The sequence below is a fragment of the Embleya sp. NPDC059237 genome, from assembly GCF_042754105.1.
Lineage (GTDB): Bacteria > Actinomycetota > Actinomycetes > Streptomycetales > Streptomycetaceae > Embleya.
Genome location: NZ_JBHZAE010000022.1, coordinates 185,092 through 203,874 on the forward strand (window position 1 = coordinate 185,092; position 18,783 = coordinate 203,874).

At 72.1% G+C, this 18,783-nt stretch carries 19 protein-coding genes; 2 read left to right on the plus strand and 17 right to left on the minus strand.

Annotation, left to right across the window (positions count from 1 at the left end):
• Nucleotides 1-61: 61 nt before the first annotated feature.
• From ACFXKZ_RS44770 to ACFXKZ_RS44850, 17 genes are all read right to left on the minus strand, one after another.
• Nucleotides 62-811, minus strand: coding sequence for a VIT1/CCC1 transporter family protein (locus ACFXKZ_RS44770; protein WP_380011405.1), 750 nt, complete (start codon nt 809-811; stop codon nt 62-64).
• A 129-nt stretch (nt 812-940) separates the two neighbouring features.
• Nucleotides 941-2,026 carry a prolipoprotein diacylglyceryl transferase gene (gene lgt / locus ACFXKZ_RS44775; protein ID WP_380011408.1) on the minus strand — a complete coding sequence of 362 codons (1,086 nt, stop codon included), beginning with the start codon at nt 2,024-2,026 and terminating at the stop codon, nt 941-943.
• Nucleotides 2,027-2,140: 114 nt separating this feature from the next.
• Complete coding sequence (locus tag ACFXKZ_RS44780; RefSeq protein WP_380011411.1) at nt 2,141-2,953, minus strand: DsbA family protein; 813 nt, start codon at nt 2,951-2,953, stop codon at nt 2,141-2,143.
• Nucleotides 2,950-3,636 carry a MauE/DoxX family redox-associated membrane protein gene (locus ACFXKZ_RS44785; RefSeq protein ID WP_380011414.1) on the minus strand — a complete coding sequence of 229 codons (687 nt, stop codon included), beginning with the start codon at nt 3,634-3,636 and terminating at the stop codon, nt 2,950-2,952. Before ACFXKZ_RS44785 ends, ACFXKZ_RS44780 begins: the two co-directional genes overlap by 4 nt.
• Before the next feature lie 117 nt (nt 3,637-3,753).
• Nucleotides 3,754-4,566: a DsbA family protein gene (locus tag ACFXKZ_RS44790; RefSeq protein ID WP_380011417.1), complete on the minus strand. Its 813-nt coding sequence runs from the start codon at nt 4,564-4,566 to the stop codon at nt 3,754-3,756.
• A 137-nt stretch (nt 4,567-4,703) separates the two neighbouring features.
• Nucleotides 4,704-5,519, minus strand: coding sequence for a tryptophan synthase subunit alpha (gene trpA / locus ACFXKZ_RS44795; RefSeq protein ID WP_380011420.1), 816 nt, complete (start codon nt 5,517-5,519; stop codon nt 4,704-4,706).
• Nucleotides 5,516-6,736, minus strand: a complete 1,221-nt coding sequence (gene trpB, locus ACFXKZ_RS44800; protein WP_380011423.1) for a tryptophan synthase subunit beta — start codon at nt 6,734-6,736, stop codon at nt 5,516-5,518. The genes trpA and trpB overlap by 4 nt, the downstream gene beginning before the upstream one ends.
• A 55-nt stretch (nt 6,737-6,791) precedes the next feature.
• Nucleotides 6,792-6,923: a tryptophan biosynthesis modulator TrpM gene (gene trpM / locus ACFXKZ_RS44805; protein WP_380011470.1), complete on the minus strand. Its 132-nt coding sequence runs from the start codon at nt 6,921-6,923 to the stop codon at nt 6,792-6,794.
• A gap of 31 nt (nt 6,924-6,954) precedes the next feature.
• Nucleotides 6,955-7,764 carry an indole-3-glycerol phosphate synthase TrpC gene (gene trpC / locus ACFXKZ_RS44810; RefSeq protein ID WP_380011426.1) on the minus strand — a complete coding sequence of 270 codons (810 nt, stop codon included), beginning with the start codon at nt 7,762-7,764 and terminating at the stop codon, nt 6,955-6,957.
• A gap of 176 nt (nt 7,765-7,940) precedes the next feature.
• Complete coding sequence (locus ACFXKZ_RS44815) at nt 7,941-8,366, minus strand: DUF2752 domain-containing protein (protein WP_380011473.1); 426 nt, start codon at nt 8,364-8,366, stop codon at nt 7,941-7,943.
• Nucleotides 8,367-8,400: 34 nt separating this feature from the next.
• Nucleotides 8,401-8,709: a CD225/dispanin family protein gene (locus tag ACFXKZ_RS44820; RefSeq protein ID WP_078977629.1), complete on the minus strand. Its 309-nt coding sequence runs from the start codon at nt 8,707-8,709 to the stop codon at nt 8,401-8,403.
• 720 nt (nt 8,710-9,429) lie between these two features.
• Entirely contained in the window at nt 9,430-9,639 is a 210-nt protein-coding gene (locus ACFXKZ_RS44825) for an HGxxPAAW family protein (RefSeq protein WP_078977628.1), read from the minus strand.
• A gap of 94 nt (nt 9,640-9,733) precedes the next feature.
• The gene (locus ACFXKZ_RS44830; RefSeq protein ID WP_380011430.1) at nt 9,734-10,474 is read right to left on the minus strand and encodes a TIGR02234 family membrane protein; all 741 of its coding nucleotides are present in this window, start codon (nt 10,472-10,474) and stop codon (nt 9,734-9,736) included.
• An 88-nt stretch (nt 10,475-10,562) separates the two neighbouring features.
• Nucleotides 10,563-12,116 carry an anthranilate synthase component I gene (locus ACFXKZ_RS44835; RefSeq protein ID WP_380011433.1) on the minus strand — a complete coding sequence of 518 codons (1,554 nt, stop codon included), beginning with the start codon at nt 12,114-12,116 and terminating at the stop codon, nt 10,563-10,565.
• A 102-nt stretch (nt 12,117-12,218) separates the two neighbouring features.
• Complete coding sequence (hisI, locus tag ACFXKZ_RS44840) at nt 12,219-12,596, minus strand: phosphoribosyl-AMP cyclohydrolase (protein ID WP_380011436.1); 378 nt, start codon at nt 12,594-12,596, stop codon at nt 12,219-12,221.
• Between the two features lie 43 nt (nt 12,597-12,639).
• Nucleotides 12,640-13,290: a TIGR03085 family metal-binding protein gene (locus tag ACFXKZ_RS44845; protein WP_380011439.1), complete on the minus strand. Its 651-nt coding sequence runs from the start codon at nt 13,288-13,290 to the stop codon at nt 12,640-12,642.
• Nucleotides 13,291-13,350: 60 nt separating this feature from the next.
• On the minus strand, nt 13,351-14,508 hold the full coding sequence (locus ACFXKZ_RS44850; RefSeq protein WP_380011442.1) for an alpha/beta hydrolase: 1,158 nt from the start codon (nt 14,506-14,508) through the stop codon (nt 13,351-13,353).
• A gap of 306 nt (nt 14,509-14,814) precedes the next feature.
• Here ACFXKZ_RS44850 and ACFXKZ_RS44855 point away from each other — a divergent pair, with 306 nt between their 5' ends.
• Both ACFXKZ_RS44855 and ACFXKZ_RS44860 read left to right on the plus strand, forming a co-directional pair.
• Nucleotides 14,815-16,653 carry an ABC transporter ATP-binding protein gene (locus tag ACFXKZ_RS44855; protein WP_380011445.1) on the plus strand — a complete coding sequence of 613 codons (1,839 nt, stop codon included), beginning with the start codon at nt 14,815-14,817 and terminating at the stop codon, nt 16,651-16,653.
• The gene (locus tag ACFXKZ_RS44860) at nt 16,650-18,515 is read left to right on the plus strand and encodes an ABC transporter ATP-binding protein (RefSeq protein WP_380011448.1); all 1,866 of its coding nucleotides are present in this window, start codon (nt 16,650-16,652) and stop codon (nt 18,513-18,515) included. Before ACFXKZ_RS44855 ends, ACFXKZ_RS44860 begins: the two co-directional genes overlap by 4 nt.
• Nucleotides 18,516-18,783 lie beyond the last annotated feature (268 nt).

Below are 18,783 nucleotides of genomic sequence, written 5' to 3' on the forward strand. Positions count from 1 at the left end.
GGTCGCCGGGCTACGCGCAGGTTACGGACGCATCACGCCGCGTTCACTTCGCGGGTGCCTCTCATACCTGTCGGCCGATCAGCAGGCCGAGCAGGTAGGTCAGTCCGCCCGCCGCCGCGCCGAGTACCAACTGACGGGTTCCGCCGAACCACCACGGCCGGGCGGTGACCCGGGAGACCACGGCGCCGGCGCCGAACAGGCCGAGGGCGGTCAGGATCAGCGCGGGCGCGAGGCTGGTCGCCCCGAGCAGGTACGGCAGCAGCGGGAGCAGCGCGCCGATGGCGAAGAAGGCGAACGAGGAGCCGGCCGCCAGCCACGGCGAGGGCAGGTCGTGCGGGTCGACGCCCAGTTCCTCGCGGGCGTGGATCTCCAGGGCCAGCTCGGGGTCGCGGGACAGCTGCCGGGCCACCTCGACGGCCAGGTCCTCGTCCAGGCCGCGGGCGATGTACAGCTCGGCCAGCTCGCGCTGTTCGGCCTCGGGGCTGCGGCACAGCTCGCGGCGTTCGACCTCGACCTCGGCGCGGGCCAGTTCGGCCTGCGAGGCGACCGAGGTGTACTCCCCCGCCGCCATCGAGAAGGCGCCGCCGGCCAGTCCGGCAAGGCCGGTGACCACCACGGTCCTGGGGGTCGCGTCGCTGCCGACGATGCCGGAGATGAGCGCGAAGTTGGAGACCAGTCCGTCCATCGCGCCGAATACGGCCGGGCGCAGCCAGCCGCCGCCGATGTCGCGGTGGGTGTGGTCGATGCCGTCCTGGTGTCCGAGCTCCGGGGCGGGGTCGGGCACCTCGGCGGCTATGTGGCTGGTCTTCACGGTTCGTTCGGCCCTCTCGTCACGCTGGGGCCACGACGCTACCGGTTCGCCGCCGGGTGCCGCCGGCCAGGAAAGGCTGTCCGAACCCGCAGGTGGGTGCGGGTTCGGACGGCCTTCGGCGTGGGTCGGTCAGCCCTTGTCGGCGGCCTTGCGCGGGCCGGAGCCGGCGTGTTCCCCGGCGTCGTCCGGGCCGGGCTCGGCGTCGGTCGCAGCCGCGTCCGCGTCGGCGTCGACGGGGGCGGGGCGGTCTGACTTCCCGAGGTCGACGGCGGCGTTCTTCGCGTCCGCGTCGGTCTGCTCCGCGTCCGCGTCGACCGCATCCGCGTCGACCGTCTTCGCGTCCGCGTCCGTCCCGACCGCCTCCGCGTCGTCCCCGCCCTCGGGGTCGTGTCCGCGCAGCGTCTCCGGGGCCTCGCGGCCGGGGTGCTTGCGGGCCGAGACCCAGATGTAGACGAGGGCACCGGCGAAGACGAGGATCGCCGTCCAGTTGTTCAGCCGCATGCCGAGCACGTGTTCGGCGTCGTCGACGCGCATGTATTCGATCCAGAATCGGCCCACCGTGTAGCCCGCGACGTAGAGCGCGAACGCCCGGCCGTGGCCGAGCCTGAAGCGACGGTCGGCCCAGATCACCAGCGCGGCGACGCCGATGCACCACAACGACTCGTACAGGAACGTCGGGTGGAAGGTGCCGCTCTGGCCGGGGTCGATCACGTTGTGGTCGCCGTCGATCTTCACCGCCCACGGCACGTCGCTCTCGCGGCCGTAGAGCTCCTGGTTGAACCAGTTGCCCCAGCGGCCCACCGCCTGGGCGAGCACGATGCCCGGGGCGAGCGCGTCGGCCAGCGCGGGCAACGGGATGCCCCGGCGCCGGCAGCCGATCCAGGCGCCCACCGCGCCGAGCGCGATCGCCCCCCAGATGCCGAGGCCGCCCTTCCAGACGGCGAACGCCTGCATGGGGTCGCCGCCGTCGCCGAAGTACGGCTCCGGCGTGGTGACGACGTGGTAGAGGCGGCCTCCGACGAGGCCGAAGGGCACCATCCACACGGCGATGTCGCCGACCGTGCCGGCGCGACCGCCGCGGGCGACCCAGCGGCGCTCGCCGAGCCAGATCGCGAGGACGACACCGAGGATGATGCACAGCGCGTAGCCGCGCAGCGGGATCGGACCGAGGTCGATCTGTCCGCGCGAGGGGCTGGGAATGAATGCGAGGTCCATGGCGGGTACGACGCTACCGGGTGCGGGGGGATACGTGTGCCGGCGGGCACGTGCGAACGGGCGCGATCCCGGGGATTTCGGGGTCGCGCCCGCTCGTGCGGCGACGGACGGTGACTACTTGATCGCCGCCAGGATCTGCGCGCGCACCTCGTCGGGGGTGGCCAGGCCACGGCCCTTGACGATCAGGTCGATGGTCTTGCCGTTGATGCCGGCGGTCGGGGTGCCGGTGACGGGGGTGTCACCGATCTTGGCGTGCTGGAACGCATCCTCGACGTTGTTCACCCACCCGGCGTAGCTCAGGTCGTTCACGCACTGGTCGAAGGTCGGCGAGCGCAGGCCGTCGACCTTGCTCGCGAGGTCGAGCAGGTAGGACCGGTTGCCGAACTTGTCGTTCAACTCGTCCGGCTGGTTCGCGAAGAGCGTGTCGTGGTACGGCGCGAACTTGCCCGCGGTCTGCGCGCACCCGGCCGCGTTGGCCGCGTACTTGGAGCCGTTGCCGCCGAGCTTGCCGTCCAGGAACGAGGCGATGTGGTAGTCGATCTTGATCGTGCCGGCGTCGGCCATCTGCCGCAGGGTGGGGCCGAGCGCCTTCTCCACCTCGTGGCAGATCGGGCAGCGGAAGTCCTCGTACATGATCAGCGAGGGGGCGTTGGGGTTGCTGCCGACCGGGACGCCCAGGCCGTCCGCGGACAGGTTGGGCGGGGCGCTCGCGGGCTGGGCGAGCGCGTCCTTCCAGGGCCCCTTCTTCTTGTTGGTCTTGGACGTGCCGACGACCACGCCGATGATGGCGACGACCGCGAGGACGGCCACGACGGCGCCGGCGATGATCAACATCCGCTTGCGCTTGGCGGCCGCCTCCTGGCGGGCGCGCTCCTGGGCCATCCGCTCGCGCGCGGTGCGCTTGCCTGCCGAATTCTTCGAGCTCACGTGATCTCAGGGCCTTTCAGTTCCCGGGTTCCGGGGTTCCGGTTCGCGTCCCCGCGGTGCTCGTCCGCCACCGTGTGCGCCTCGTCCTCGTCGGCGTCCTCGTCGTCCTCGTCCTCGTCCTCGAAGTCCTCGTCGTACGGCGGTTCCTCCGGGAACAGCCAGGCGTCGGCGGACAGCCGAGTGCGAGGGAAGACGATCAGCCAGATCGCGAGCAGCAGGAAGCCGCAGTCCCGCAGGATCTCCTCGAGATACGCGGTCTTGTCCGGCTCGACCGGACCGCCGCCGCCGAAGCAGCCGCAGTCGATCGCCAGGCCGCGCGCCCACGCCTGGGCGATGCCCGCGATGAACACGAGCAGGAGCAGCGCGGACAGGGACGCGACGAGCCGGGTGCCCAGGCCGAACACCAGGAGCAGGGCCAGGCCCAGTTCCAGGTAGGGCAGGGCGTAGCCGACGGGGTCGACCAGGCCGTCGGGCAGCACGTCGTAGCCGCGGACCGCGTAGGCGGCCTGGTCGGGGTCGAGTGCCTTCTCCCAGCCGGCGTACGCCCAGACGAAGGCCAGGCCGAGCCGGGCGGCGAGGCCGATCCACGGTACGTACGGCCGCAGACCCGCCAGCGGGCCCGCCCCTCTCGCCCCGGTCGGGCCTGCCGCTCTCGCCCCGGTCGGGCCGGCCGTCGCGCTCATCGCTCGGCCGCCGGCTCGATCGTCTTGCTTCCCACGGTCTGACCTCCGTCACGACGGGTGAGGTTCAGGGACGGCCGGTCCACTGGTCCCCCGCACCCGGACCGGCACATGTCCTGTCTAACCGGCCGAAGGCGCCTGAGGTTCCTGTCCGAGCGCCGCCTTACCACTCCCGGGGTTCCCCAGGCGTTGGTCGAGCAGTTCACGAAGGTTGTCGGGCGAACGCATGGCCGAGTTCCCGGAGTCCAGAATTTTTCCGTCGACGGCGATCGCGGGCGTGGCGGAGACGCCGGAGAGTTCGAACGTGCTCTCGGAGGCGCTCACCCAGGCGGCGTTGGCGTCGGTGTTCACGCACGCGTCGAAGGTCTCGCCGCGCAGGCCCTGGACCTGGCCGGCCAGGTCCAGGAGGCGGCCGGTGGTGTAGCCGTCCTCGGACTCGTCGGGCTGGTTCTTGAACAGCACGGCGTGGTACGCGGCGAACCTGCCGGTGTCGACCGAGCAGCGCGCGGCGTTGGCGGCCTTGACCGATCCGGTGCCGCCGAGCTTGCCGTCCAGGAAGGACGCGATGTGGTAGTCGACCTTGATCTTCCCGGCCTGGATGTAGTCGGCGAGCAGGGGGCCGAAGTTGGCCTCGAAGCGCTTGCAGAAGGGGCAGCGGAAGTCCTCGTACACGGTGACGGTGACCGGGGCCGCGTCGCCGCCGACGCGGATGGTGCCGTCGGCCCGCACGGCGGCGGGCAGGCTCGCGAGGTCGACGTCGCGGATGGCCGCCTTGGCGCCGGTCGGCTGTGCCGCGGGGCCGGAGTCCTCGCTCTTGCTCTCGTTGCCCGTGGTGAGCACGACGCCCAGGACGGCGGCCAGCACCGCGACCACGAACACGCCGACGACGGCGAGGATGACGGGCGTTCGGTTGGTCCTGGTCTTGGCGCTCAATGCGGGTTCCTCCGATGGGGGTTGGGGTGGATGGCACGCGGCATGCCGACGGCCGCCGCTGGAGTGCTGCGGCGGCCGTCGGTCAGCCGGTGCTCATTTTGTTGGGTTTTTACACGGGATGAGAGCTTCGGGGGCGGTCAGCGCTTGCGGACGCCCTCGGCGAGTTCGCCGGCCAGGGCGCGGACGGCGTCCAGGCCGGCCTGTTCGTTCGGCGCGTCCAGGAGGGCGCGGACGAACGCGGAGCCGACGATGACGCCGTCGGCGTAGCCGGCCACCTCGGCCGCCTGGGCGGCGGTGGAGACGCCCAGGCCCACGCACACCGGCAGATCGGTGGTGGCGCGCGTGCGTGCGACCAGGTCGCCCGCGAGCGTGCTCACCGAGGCGCGGGCGCCGGTGACGCCCATCACCGAGGCGGCGTAGACGAAACCGCCGCAGTGTCGGGTGGTGTAGGCGATGCGCTCGTCGGAGGAGGACAGCGCGACCAGGAAGATCCGGTCCAGCCGGTGGCGGTCGGTGGCGGCGATCCACTCGTGTGCCTCGTCCGGGATCAGGTCGGGGGTGATCACCCCGCTGCCGCCGGCCGCGGCCAACTCGCTCGCGAACCGCTCGACGCCGTAGCGCTCGATCGGGTTCCAGTAGGACATCACCAGCGTGGCGGCGCCGGTCTCGGCGACCGCGCGCACGTTGTCGATCACGTGGTGGGTGTTGGTGCCGTGCTCCAGCGCGTGTTCGACGGCGCGCTGGATGACGGGCCCGTCCATCTGCGGGTCGCTGTACGGCAGGCCGACCTCGATGATGTCGCAGCCGCCCTCGACCATCGCGCGCATCGCGGCGGCGGAGCCCTCGACGGAGGGGTAGCCCGCCGGGAGGTATCCGACCAGCGCGGCGCGGTTGTCCGCGCGGGCCGCGGCCAGCACCTCGGTGAGCCTGGTGGTGGTACCGGTGCCGGTCACGACTGCTCCGCTTCCGCGTCGAGGAGATCGAAGTACTTGGCGGCGGTGTGCATGTCCTTGTCACCGCGCCCGGAGAGGTTGACCAGGATGGTCGCGTCGGGGCCGAGTTCGCGCCCGACCTCGATCGCGCCGGCGAGGGCGTGCGCCGATTCGATCGCCGGGATGATGCCCTCGGTGCGGCACAGCAGCCGGAACGCCTCCATCGCGGGGGCGTCGTCGATCGGCCGGTAGATCGCCCGGCCGGTCTGGTGCAGCCAGGCGTGCTCGGGCCCGACGGCCGGGTAGTCCAGGCCGGCCGAGATCGAGTGCGACTCCTGCGTCTGCCCGTACTCGTCCTGGAGCAGGTAGGTGCGCGCGCCGTGCAGTACGCCGATCGAGCCGCCGGTGATCGAGGCGGCGTGCCGTCCGGTCTCCACGCCGTCGCCACCCGCCTCGAAGCCGTACAGCCGCACGCCCTCGTCGGGGATGAACGCGTGGAAGGCGCCGATCGCGTTGGAGCCGCCGCCGACACACGCGCAGACGGCGTCGGGCAGCTTCCCGGTCAGGTCGAGCACCTGCTGCCGGGCCTCGACCGAGATCACCCGGACGAAGTCGCGGACCATCGCCGGGAAGGGGTGCGCGCCGGCCGCGGTGCCGAGGAGGTAGTGGGTGGTGTCGACGTTGGCGACCCAGTCGCGCAGCGCCTCGTTGATCGCGTCCTTGAGGGTGCGCGAGCCGATCGCCACCGGGATCACCTCGGCGCCGAGCACCCGCATCCGGGCCACGTTGAGCGCTTGGCGCTGGGTGTCGAGTTCACCCATGTAGACGACACACTCGAGGCCGAGCAGCGCGCACGCGGTGGCGGTGGCCACGCCGTGCTGGCCGGCTCCGGTCTCGGCGATCACCCGGGTCTTGCCCATGCGCTTGGTCAGGATGGCCTGACCGAGCACGTTGTTGATCTTGTGCGAGCCGGTGTGGTTGAGGTCCTCGCGTTTGAGGATGATCCGCGCGCCACCGGCGTGCTCGGCGAAGCGGGGCGCCTCGGTGATGATGCTCGGGCGACCGGCGTAGTCGCGCAGCAGGCCGGTGAACTCGGCCTGGAACTGCGGGTCGTCCTTGGCCTTGTCGTAGGCGGCGGTCAGCTCGTCGAGGGCGGCGATCAGCGCCTCGGGCAGGAACCGCCCGCCGAAGACGCCGAAGTGGCCGGAGGGATCCGGCAGTTGGGCAGTGCTGGACATGCGGGGTCCTTGTCGGTGTGGCATGCCGTGGGACGGCACGTTGCTGACGGGTGGGTCAGGAAACGTGTCGGCGCCATCGGCTGCCCGGCACCTGGCCGGGCTCGCAGCCGATCACGTACCGCACGCGGCGGCCACGCACCCGGCGGGCGGGCGCGCGACAGCCGCGGGGCTTGCAGCCCCGGGCCAGTCGCGGGTCCATGCTCATCGTGCCCGCGCCCTCAGCCGCGCCCGTGCCGGATCGCCGGGTGGGCGCCGGCGGCGACCAGGTCGGCGACCGAGCTGCGCGGGTCGCGCCCGGTGACCAGCGACTCGCCGACCAGGACGGCGTCGGCGCCGTTGTTGGCGTAGGCGATCAGGTCGTGCGGGCCGCGCACGCCGGACTCGGCGATGCGCACGCAGGTGTCCGGGATCAGCGGGGCGATCCGGGCGAAGTTGTTGCGGTCCACCTCGAGGGTCTTGAGGTTGCGGGCGTTGACCCCGATCACGGTGGCGCCGGCGTCGAGCGCGCGGGCGGTCTCCTCCTCGTCGTGGACCTCCACGATGGTGGTGAGACCGATCGAGCGGGAGCGCTCGATCAACGAGATCAGCGCGTTCTGCTCCAGGGCCGCGACGATCAGCAGGGCGACGTCGGCGCCGTGCGCGCGGGCCTCCCACAGCTGATAGCTCGTCACCATGAAGTCCTTGCGCAGGACCGGGATGTCGACCGCGGCGCGGACCGCGTCGAGGTCGTCGAGCGAGCCGCCGAAGCGGCGCTGCTCGGTGAGCACGCTGATCACGGAGGCGCCGCCGGACTCGTAGTCGGCGGCGAGGCCCGCCGGGTCGGCGATCGCGGCGAGCGCGCCCTTGGAGGGGCTGGAGCGCTTGACCTCGGCGATGACGGCGATGCCGTCGCCGCGCAGGATGCTCTCCGCGTCGCGGGGCGCCGGCGCCTGGGCCGCGAGTTCCTTGATCTCGTCAAGGGATACGCGGGCCTGTCGTTCGGCGAGGTCGGCGTTGACACCGTCGATGATCTCGTCGAGCACAGTCACGCCCTACATCCCCTCGTTCGTCCGGAGAACCTGCTCCCCCGGCCCTTCGATGGTATAGGCCGATTCGAACAGACCCGACACATCGCACCGCCGAAGAGGTGGGGGCAGCATACGGCGTCGCACGGTCGCCCCGTGCGCACGGTCCGGCTCGCGAAACCGCCGCCGATCACTGTGTGTCAGGGGGCGAGCCCCGCGCCGAACGGCAGGTCGCGAACGATCCAGAAGACCAGTACGACGGCCAGCAGCGCCCGCAACCACCGAGGATCGGCCAATGTGCGCCGCGGCTCGCCGCGCGCGGTACGCACCGCCCAGCGCAGCCACAACCACCCGATCAGCGGGAAGAGCGCGACCGCCAGCGCGTTGTAGCCCAGCGCCGCCGGCAGGTCGAGGTGGGTGAGCGCGTGCACACAGCGCAGCCCCCCGCAGCCGGGACAGGCCAGGCCGGTGATCACCAGGTAGGGGCAGGACGGGTAGTGGCCGCTCTCGCGCGGATCCACCAGGCCCACATAGGTGGTGGCGGCCGCGAGCACCGCCAGACTCGTGGCCGGAAGCCCCAGGTTGCGCATCCGGAATCCGGTGGCCGGCGCGGGGCGGGCGGGCATGCTCACGGACTCATTGTGCCGTCGGCGGGTGCCATCACAGGTCACCCAGCGTGTCTTTCCAGCCCAGCAGGAAGACGCCGACCATCCAGGTGGTCCAGAAGATCACCCCGAGCAGGACGGTCCCGATCGTCCAGTTGCGCGCCCGCAGCGAGGCGAGCCGGGCCCCCGCCACGTCGCCGCGCTGCCACCGCTCATTCACGCTGGTCGCCGCGAGCAACGCCGGAACCCCGGCCAGAAAACAACAGAACACGGTCGCCACGACCGCCCAGGCAAGGTAGTTGTCCGGCGCCCCCGGCGGCGGCCCGGCGGGCGGCGGCGTGGTGGGCGGTCCATAGGGCGGCACCGAATGCCCGAACGGCCGAGGCGGCGCACTCCACTCCCGCGCCCGATCCCCATTACCGGGAGCCCCCGGGTAGCCGTACGCCACTTTCCCCCCTAGGCCGACAAGCCAACCCTAGAACAAGCCACCCACCAACCACCGGCCCACAACCCCAAACAACCCGCCCGGCGCAGCCCTCGACCCAAGCACCCCGACCGACACCGGAGCCCAACCGGCCCGGCCGACGCTCGAACCCAAGCAACCCAACCAGCGCTTGAACCCAGCCGGCCCGGCCGACGCTCAAGGCCACCCAACCCACCCGGCACCCAAGCCCAAGCACCCCGACCGGCACTTGAAGCCAAGCACCCCGGCCGACACCCAAGCCCAAGCACCCGACCGGCACTGGAGCCCAAACAGCCCGGCCGGCGTTTGAGGCCAAACAGCCCAGCCGACGCTTGAGGCCACCCAGCCTGCCCGGCGTTTGAAGCCACTCAGCCTGGCCGGCACCCAAGCCCAAGCACCCCGACCAGCGCTGGAGCCCAAGTAGCCCGGCCGGCGTTTGAGGCCACCCAGCCCGGCCGGCACCCAAGCCCAAGCACCCCGACCAGCGCTGGAGCCCAAACAGCCCGGCCGGCGTTTGAGGCCACACAGCCCGGCCGGCGCATGACGCCACTCAGCCCGGCCGGCGCTTGAGGCCACGGCGCATGAGGCCAAAGGCCGCCGCACGGCCCGAGCGCGGCGGCGTCAGCGACGCGCGGGCGCAGCCCCAAGCCCACCCATCCGCATCCCCGCACCGGCGATGCAGCCGACCAACACCACCGCGGCCCCGACCCAGAAAAGCATCACGTTGGCCGCGATCATCGCGACACCCGAGACGGTGCAACCGATCAGCGCCAGTATGGTCACGGTCCAGGCCGCGGGGGTGCTGCCGTGGTTTCCGGCTTGCGACGACATCGATCGACTCCTTCGGCTTCACATCGAACTGCACACGCGTAAGCGCGCGGGTCGCACCCGCGCGATTCTTATTGTCACCCGCCGGGAGCAGTGCTCAGCGCGTGGGGTCCTCGCCCCGGTCCAACGCGTTCCACAGGTCCGCGTTGGTCGCGGTACGCTGCCGGGCCGCGGCCCCCCGCCCCGCCGGCGCCTCGTAGCGGTTGGACATTCCGGGCCAGCGCCGCCCGCGGATCACCACGAACAGCCCGGCCAGCACAATCAGCACACCGCCCACGGCCGCGAACCACGGCCAGACCGCGTGGCTCACGTCCACCGCCCGCACACCCTCGACGGCCGCCTTCTTCGCCGCCTCGCCGTCCACCGCCGAGGTGTCGCGCGCGCCCTGTACGGCCAGCACGGTGACCCCGGCCCCCGCCAGCGCGATCAGCGCGCCGATCAGCGTGCGGCCGACGGTCCGGGTCGCGAGGATCGCGAGACCGCCCGCAAGCCCGAGCAGCGCGAGCGCCGAGGTGGCCTTGTTGATCGTGTTGCCGCTCGCGTGCACCGCGATGTGCGAGCCGTGCACCAGCGCCGTGCCCTCTGCCCAGGTGCGCCCCGCCACCGAGAGCACGACACCCGCGCCGACCAGAACCAGCAACACCGCGGCAGTCAACTCGCGCCGAGCGGCCTTGCGTTCCCGCACGGCGACATCCACCGTCTCGGCCGCGGCGCTTTCCGCCCCGGCCGCCCCGGCCTCGGGTTCCGCCGCCTCGGCGGTCGGCGCCCCGCCCGGCGATCGGTCGTCCGTCTCGGTGCCGCGGCGCGCCGCGCCGGCCTCGGTCCTCGCGTCGGTCATGCATCCAGCATGAACCACGCCTCGCCGCGCCTTGACCCGGGTCGGGTCCACGCCCCACCGGAGCGCCCCACCACAGCGCTCTCGTCCGTCAGGACGCCGGGCTCTCGTGCGCCGGGGCCAGCGTGGCCGCGATCGCCACCGCGCGCAGCACCGCCGCCGCCTTGTTGCGGCACTCCACGTCCTCGGCCTCCGGCGACGAGTCGGCGACCACACCCGCGCCGGCCTGGACGTAGGCGACGCCGTCGCGGATCAGCGCGGTGCGGATCGCGATCGCGGTGTCCAGGTCCCCCGCGAAGTCCACGTAGCCCACACAACCGCCGTACAACCCGCGCCGGGTCGGCTCGAAGTTCTCGATGATCTCCATCGCCCGCGGCTTGGGCGCGCCGGACAGGGTGCCCGCCGGGAAACACGCGGCGAACACGTCGAGCGCGGTACGCCCCGGCGCCAACTCGCCCACCACCGTGGACACGATGTGCATCACGTGGCTGTAGCGCTCGACCGACATGAAGTCGACCACCTCGACCGTGCCGGGCGCGCAGACCCGGCCCAGGTCGTTGCGGCCCAGGTCGACGAGCATCAGGTGTTCGGCGCGTTCCTTCGGGTCGGCCAGCAACTCCTCGGCGAGCGCGGCGTCCTCGGCGGGCGTGGCGCCGCGATGGCGGGTGCCCGCGATCGGGTGCACCATCGCCCGCCCCTCCTCGACCTTGACCAGCGCCTCGGGGCTGGAGCCGACCACGTCGAACCCGCCCTCGGCGCCGCCGTCGGGGCCGGGCATCCGGAACAGGTACATGTACGGGCTGGGGTTGGTCGCCCGCAGGATCCGGTACACGTCCAACGCGCCGGCCTCGGTGGGCATCTCGAAGCGCTGGGAGAGCACGATCTGGAACGCCTCGCCGGCCCGGATCTCCTCCTTGGCCGCGGCCACCGCCTTGCGGTATTCGGCCGACCCCCAAGGGCCGACCGCCTCGGCCGGCGCCGCCCGCTCGAACGCCGCGGCGGCCAGTCCGGTCGGCCGGGCCAGGTCCGCCGTCATCGCGTCCAGCCGGGCCACCGCCGCCCGATACGCCTCGTCCACGCCCGACTCGCGGTTGTCGTGGTTGATCGCGTTGGCGATCAGCAGCACGCTGCCGTCCACGTGGTCGAGCACCGCGAGGTCGGTGGCCAGGAACATCATCAGCTCGGGGATGCGCAGGTCGTCCACGCTCGACTCGGGCAGCCGTTCCAACCGGCGCACGATGTCGTAGCCGAGGTAGCCGACCATCCCGCCGGTCAGCGGCGGCAGGTCCAGGCCCGGGATGCCGTGCGGGGTGTGCAGCGCCTCCATCGTGGCCCGCAGCACCTCCAGCGGGTCGCCGTCCACCGGCACGCCCACCGGCGGGGTGCCCAACCAGCGGGCCCGCCCGGCCACTTCGGTGAGCATGGCCGCGCTGCGCACGCCCACGAACGAATAGCGGGACCAGGAGCGGCCGTTCTCCGCGGATTCGAGCAGGAAGGTGCCGGGCCGCTCGGCGGCGAGCTTGCGGTACAGCCCCACGGGCGTGTCGCCGTCGGCCAAAAAGCGCCGGGTGACGGGGATGACGCGCCGGTCGCGGGCGAGTTCCCGGAAGGTGTCCGGGTCGGGGGTGACGGTTCCGGTGGTCATGGCGAGCGCAATCTCCCGGGCGGCGAGTCGGCGGAGGGGACCGGTCCGGCGACCGGACGGTCGCGAGGCGACGGGCGGGGCGGACGGTCGGGAGGCGGACGGTCAGGAGGTAACCGGCAGGACGTCGGCGTCGAAGCAGGTGCGCGCGCCGGTGTGGCACGCGGCGCCGGTCTGCTCGACCCGCACGAGCACCGCGTCGCCGTCGCAGTCGAGGGCGGCCGAGACCACCTTCTGCACGTGGCCCGAGGTGTCGCCCTTGACCCAGTATTCCTGCCGGCTGCGGCTCCAATAGGTGCACCGGCCGGTGGTCAGCGTGCGGTGCAGCGCCTCGTCGTCCATCCAGCCGACCATCAGCACCTCGCCCGTGTCGCTCGCCTGGGCGACGGCGGCGATCAGGCCGTCGGGGTCGCGCTTGAGGCGGGCGGCGATGCTCGGATCGAGGTCGGACGGCCGCGCGGGCGGGTGGGAGGCACCGGTCATGCGCGCATTGTCGCAGACCCGCGCGGGCCGGCCGCGCGAGCGTTCACAGGCCGGTATCGGCCGCGCGCAGCGCCTGTACCGCGTCCGGGTCGCCGGTGACCTCGACCCGGGCGTGCTCCTTGCGGCCGAACAGGTACAGCAGCAGTTCGGCCGGGTGTCCGGCCAGCGTGACCACGGGGGTGCCCTTGTGGATCGGCTGGGCCGGCTCGTCGGCGCCGGTGTCGGTGCGGCGCAGCGCCACCCCCACCGGCACTCGGCGCAGCGCGATCCGCGAGGAGCCCTTGGCGCGCTTCCACAGGATCTCGGTGAGCGCGGGGTCCAGCTCGCGCGGTTCGGCGCCGCCGGGTTGGGCGCGCCGGACGTCCTCCAGGTGGATGAAGTACTCCATCGTGTTGGCCGCCGCATCCACGCCGGGGATGCCGAAGGCGGACAGTGTCGGTGGCCCGTCGGCGACCAGGCGCACGCTCTGCTCGTACGGTTTGGCCGCCTGCCGCAGGCGTACCCGTTCGGTGTATCCGGCGAGCGGCTTGAACACCAGGCCCGGTCCGGAGTCCGGGCGGCGTTCGCGGACCACGAGGTGCGCCGCGAGGTCCCGGGTGGTCCAGCCCTCGCACAGGGTCGGTGCGTCGGGTCCGAGGACGCGCAGCAGTTCGGCGAGCGCGGCGCGTTCGGCGCGGGCGTGGGAAGTCGGCATGTGCCGATCCTTCGGCCCGCGCCGGATGAAATCAAGGGGCGCGATCCGCGACACGGCCGGTCACGGCGAGGCGGCCACCGGCCCCGGCTCCTTGGGGTGGTCGCTCTTTTGCTGCGCGCTCAGCCAGCGCAGCGCGTCGGGCAGCACCGTCTGCCAGGTCTTGAAGTTGTGTCCGCCGGTGGGCAGGAGCAGGGTGTCCACCTTGAGCGGCGCCTTGGCCAGCTTCTGGAACTCCCGGGTGTCGGCGAGGTTGGGTTCGCCGCTCTCGCTGCTGGTGAGCAGGAGGCTGACGGGCGGCATGGGCAGGTTCTTCAGCCGCCACAGCAGGTCGTTCTGGTTGCGGTAGGCCTTGCTGCCGCCGTACAGGTCGCCGGTGTCGCCGTCGGAGGGGGCGCCGTAGTCGGCGGAGAGCGCGACGCCCGCACCGATCCGGTCCGAGTTGAGCATCGGCAGCTTGGCCGCGCAGTAGCCGCCGGTGGAGTCGCCGAGCATGGCCCAGCCGCGCGGTCCCGGGGCGACGCGGTAGGCCTGGTTGATCGCCTCGGGCAGGTCCTGGCTGAAGAACATGCCGACCTGCGGGCCGCCGGGCACGTCGGTGCACTCGGTGTCGCGGTCGAGGCCGACGCTGGGCTTCATCATCACGTAGATGGTGGGCTGGACCCGGCCGGCGGCGATCTCGTTGGCGGCGATCTTGGGCAGCTCCAGCCGGGTGACCAGGTTGCGCTCGTTGCCGGGGTAGCCGGTGAGCGTGACCACGACGGGGAAGCGCCGGTCCTTGTACTGGGCCTGGAAGTATTGCGGCGGCAGGTAGACGAGCGCGGGTGTGCCCATCCCGCTGCGTCGTCCGACCAGGTCGACCTGCATGATCTGGCCCGCGACCTGGGGGTTGCTCCCCTGCGGGACGTCTATCGTCTCGGTGCCCTTCTCCTTGACCAGTTTGGGCATGTCGCCGGGACCGGCCTCGCCGAAGTTCAGGACCGGTTTGCCGGTGCGCCCGAACAGGTCGTCCCAGGTCGTATAGAAGACGAAATATCGGTTGCCGATCACCGCGACCGTGGCCAGGAGCAGGACCTGCGTACTCAGCAGGATGCCGACCCGGCCCAGGATGGGCACCACGTGCTGGCGGGACAGCTTGGGCCAGAAGAACACGGCCGCCGACGCCGCCGCGACGGTGACGAGGCACAGCAGGATTATCAGTTTGAGGCTGGTGAGGCCCACAGCGGCGTCCTCGGTCTATCGATCATGGTCAGGGCACGCCCGTGGAGACGAGCCCGACCCGGGGTTTGGTTGCGGGTAATCGGGGCGTCGCGAGGCCGTTCGCGGGGAGCGCCCGAAACAGGGTGACATGCGGGAATGGTCTGCTCCAATCCGTCCGGAGGCCGGTGATCCGGATGGAGTCGGCGGGGCGGACGGGGAATCGGGGCGGTCGGCGGCGCCTTGTACGTTCATCGGACAAACATCGTCGACAGCCCCGTTCGCGGCGGCTGCGTTCCCCTGGATTTTGATGAATCCGGGGGATTCCGCGTGAAAGTGAGCCCCGTGGCGGACAAGGTCGTTCTGCGACAAGGACTGCGCGTACTCGGCGTCGCGATCCGCGAGGAGCCTCGGATCTTCGCCGCCGCGGTGGGCGCGAGCGCGGTGTACGGCGTGATGACGGTGGGCTCGGCGCTTGTGCTCGGGCGGGTCACCGACGACGTGATCATCCCGGCCTTCCGCGATGGGCACACCACGGCGGGCGCGTTGATCGGTGCGTTCGCGGCGGTGTTCGGCGTCGCGCTGCTCAAGGCGTTCGGCGTGATCGGTCGGCGGTTGTGGGCGGGCATGATGCAGTACCGCCTCCAGGCCACCTTCCGCCGCCGGGTCACCCGGCAATACCTGCGGCTGCCGCTCGCCTGGCACCACCGCCACCCGACCGGCACGCTGCTGTCCAACGCGAACGCCGACGTCGAGGCGGCGTGGAACCCGGTGGCACCGCTGCCGATGGCCACCGGCGTGGTGGTGATGTTGTTCGTCGCGGCGATCTCGATGGTGATCACCGACTGGGCGCTGGCCCTGGTCGGCTTCGTGATCTTCCCGGCGATCGCCGCGCTCAACATCGTCTACCAGCGCAGGCAGGGGCCGTTGGCGATGCGCGCGCAGGAGTTGCGCGCCGACGTCGCGGAGATCGCGCACGAGAGCTTCGACGGCGCGCTGGTGGTCAAGACGCTGGGCCGGGAGAGCGAGGAGACCACCCGGTTCGCGGCCGCGTCGCGGGAGTTGGCCGACGCGAATATCGCGGTGGGCCGGGTCCGGGCGCTGTTCGACCCGATCCTGGAGGCGCTGCCCGGCTTCGGCGTGCTGCTGGTCCTGGTGGTCGGCACGGTCCGGGTCTCGCACGGCGATCTGGCGCCGGGAGACCTCGTGCAGGTCGCCTACCTGTTCACCCTGTTGGCCTTCCCCGTCCGGGCGATCGGCTGGCTGCTCGGCGACATGCCGCGCTCGGTGGTCGGCTACGACCGGGTCCGCGGCGTGCTGGACGCCGAGGGCGAGCACACCTACGGCGAGATCGAGGGCGGCGACGCGGCGGCCGGTCCGGCCCGCCTGGAGGCGCGCGCGGTGCGCTTCGGCTACACCGACGACACCGACGTGCTGCACGACGTGGCGTTCGATGTCGACCCCGGGCGCACCATCGCCGTCGTCGGCCCGACCGGTTCCGGCAAGTCCACCCTGGTCTCGCTCCTGGTCCGACTGGTCGACCCGGTGGACGGCGGAATCCTGCTCGACGGCACCGACCTGCGCGACTACCGGCGGGGCGGGATCGCGGCCACCGCCGCGCTGGTCCCACAGCAGGCGTTCCTGTTCGACGACAGCGTCCGCGACAACATCACCCTGGGCCTGGACCTGGACGACGCCGCGGTACACGAGGCGCTGCGGATCGCCCAGGCCGACTTCGTCGCCGCGCTGCCCGAGGGCCTGGACACCCAGGTCGGCGAGCGCGGCACCACCCTCTCCGGCGGCCAGCGCCAGCGGATCGCGCTGGCCCGGGCCCTGGTGCGCCGGCCGCGCCTGCTCGTCCTGGACGACGCCACCTCGGCGGTGGACCCGCGTGTGGAGGCCGCCATCCTGCACGGGCTGCGCGACGCGGGACCGGCCACCGTGGTCGTGGTCGCCTACCGCAAGGCCACCATCGCGCTCGCCGACGAGGTGGTCTACATCGAGGGCGGCCGGGTGCTCGACCGGGGCCCGCACCACACGCTCCTGGAACGCTCGGTGGGCTACCGCCGCCTGGTCAACGCGTACGAACGCGCCGCGCGCGAGGACGCGGAGCAGGAACTCGACACCGACATCGACGTCGACGAGGCCGAGGAGGCCACGGCTTCATGAGTATCGCCACCGCCGTGCCCAAGCCGGCCGCACCCGAACCCGAACCGAAGAGCGGGTCGGGCTCCCGAATAGGCCCCGACGCCGACCGACCGACCGAGTCCGGCCTGAGCGTGCTGCGCCGCGGCCTGCGGATGACCCCGGAGTTCACCGAGGGCCTGATCGTCACCCTGCTGCTGGCCGTGATCGGCACGGCCGGCCGGATCGTGGTGCCGCTGGCCGTGCAGCAGACCATCGACCGGGGCCTGCGCGCCGACGCCGGTCCCGACCTGACCGTGGTACGCACGATGGCCGCGCTCGCCGCGCTCGCGGTGGTGGTCACCGCGGTGTCGGCGTACGCGATGAACGTGCGGCTGTACCGCACCAGCGAACGCGGCCTGTCCACGATGCGGGTGGCCGCCTTCCGGCACATCCACGACCTGTCCACGCTGCACCAGCAGTCGGAGAAGCGCGGCTCGCTGGTCTCGCGGGTGACCGGCGACGTGGACACGATCAGCCGATTCATCCAGTTCGGCGGCCTGTTGCTGATCGTCAGCGTCGGGCAGATCGCGCTGGTGACGGTGCTGATGTTCGTCTACTCCTGGCAGCTGACCCTGCTGGTGTGGGTGTGCTTCGCGCCGCTGTACTTCTTCATGCGCGCGGTGCAGAAGCGGATCGCCGCCGCGTACTCGCACGTGCGCGTCGCCATGGGCCGGATGCTGGGCGCCATCTCGGAGCCGGTCGTGGGCGCCGCGATCGTGCGCGCGCACGGCATCGAGGAGCGCACCGCGCGCCGGATCGACGAGTCGGTCGACGCGCACCGCGACGCGCAGACCCGGGCCCAGTTGTTCGTCGCGTTGACCTTCCCGATGGGCGAGTTCGTGGTCGGCCTGGCCAACGGCCTGGTGGTGGTCGTCGGGGTGTGGCTGGGCATCGACGGGCAGCTCAGCGTGGGCGAGCTGGTCGCGTTCCTGTTCCTGGTCACGTTGTTCGTGGGCCCGGTGCAGATGGGCGTGGAGATCCTGAACGAGGCGCAGAACGCGCTCGCGGGCTGGCGTCGGGTGCTGGAGGTGCTGGACGCGGAGCCGGACATCGCCGATCCGGGCGAGGCGGGCGAGGAGTTGGCCCGCGGCCCGGTCGAGGTGCGGTTCGACCACGTCTCGTACGGCTATCCCGGCGGCCCGCGGATCCTGCACGACGTGGACGTCACGCTCGCGCCCAGGACCCGGGTGGCGGTGGTCGGCGAGACCGGCTCGGGCAAAACCACGTTCGCCAAGCTGCTCACGCGCCTGGTCGACCCGGACGAGGGCCGGGTGTTGCTCGACGGCGTCGACCTGCCCCGGGTGCGCTTCTCGTCGCTGCGCGCGCGGGTGGTGATGGTGCCGCAGGAGGGCTTCCTGTTCGACGCCACGCTGCGGGAGAACGTGCGGTACGGCCGGCCGGACGCGGACGACGCGGCGATCGTCGCCGCGTTCGCCGACCTGGGACTGGCCGACTGGCTCGCGGGGTTGGCCGCCGGCCTGGACACCCGGGTGGGCCAGCGCGGCGAGTCGCTGTCGGCGGGCGAGCGGCAGTTGGTCGCGCTGGTCCGGGCCTACATCGCCGATCCGGACCTGCTGGTCCTGGACGAGGCGACCTCGGCGGTCGACCCGGCCACCGAGGTCCGGATCAACCGGGCCCTGGACGGCCTGACCCGAGGCCGCACCGCGGTCTTCATCGCACACCGGATGTCCACGGCCGAATCGGCGGACGAGGTCCTGGTCTTCGACGCCGGAAAGCTGATCGAACGCGGCCCCCACACCCGCCTGGTCACCGCCGGAGGAATCTACACCCGCCTACACGCCTCCTGGACGGCCCAACAAAAACCCACCCCAACCCCAACCTGACCCCACCCACATGGAGCCCCACCCCCGCCCCGGCCGTCCCCAAACGCCGGACGGGCCGAGATCTCGGCCGCGTTCGCCAACGAACGTCACCGACGGCCATCCGAGCCGACTTGGACCCGGCGGACGTGGAGTTGTAGGGCACGCCGTCACCATCGCCTCCCACCACTCGGGATGTCGCTCTCGGCTGGGCTGTCTGTAACCACCCGGGCGGATGGTCGCCATTGCCCTGCTACGTGGACAGCGCCCGTTCCAGGCCCACGCGCACCAC

Coding starts and splice junctions, on each gene's coding strand:
- lgt (WP_380011408.1), bottom strand. CDS start 2,026: ATGGACCTCGCATTCATTCCCAGCCCCTCGCGCGGACAGATCGACCTC.
- ACFXKZ_RS44785 (WP_380011414.1), bottom strand. CDS start 3,636: ATGAGCGCGACGGCCGGCCCGACCGGGGCGAGAGCGGCAGGCCCGACC.
- trpB (WP_380011423.1), bottom strand. CDS start 6,736: ATGTCCAGCACTGCCCAACTGCCGGATCCCTCCGGCCACTTCGGCGTC.
- ACFXKZ_RS44815 (WP_380011473.1), bottom strand. CDS start 8,366: ATGCCCGCCCGCCCCGCGCCGGCCACCGGATTCCGGATGCGCAACCTG.
- ACFXKZ_RS44825 (WP_078977628.1), bottom strand. CDS start 9,639: ATGTCGTCGCAAGCCGGAAACCACGGCAGCACCCCCGCGGCCTGGACC.
- ACFXKZ_RS44830 (WP_380011430.1), bottom strand. CDS start 10,474: ATGACCGACGCGAGGACCGAGGCCGGCGCGGCGCGCCGCGGCACCGAG.
- ACFXKZ_RS44835 (WP_380011433.1), bottom strand. CDS start 12,116: ATGACCACCGGAACCGTCACCCCCGACCCGGACACCTTCCGGGAACTC.
- hisI (WP_380011436.1), bottom strand. CDS start 12,596: ATGACCGGTGCCTCCCACCCGCCCGCGCGGCCGTCCGACCTCGATCCG.
- ACFXKZ_RS44845 (WP_380011439.1), bottom strand. CDS start 13,290: ATGCCGACTTCCCACGCCCGCGCCGAACGCGCCGCGCTCGCCGAACTG.
- ACFXKZ_RS44860 (WP_380011448.1), top strand. CDS start 16,650: ATGAGTATCGCCACCGCCGTGCCCAAGCCGGCCGCACCCGAACCCGAA.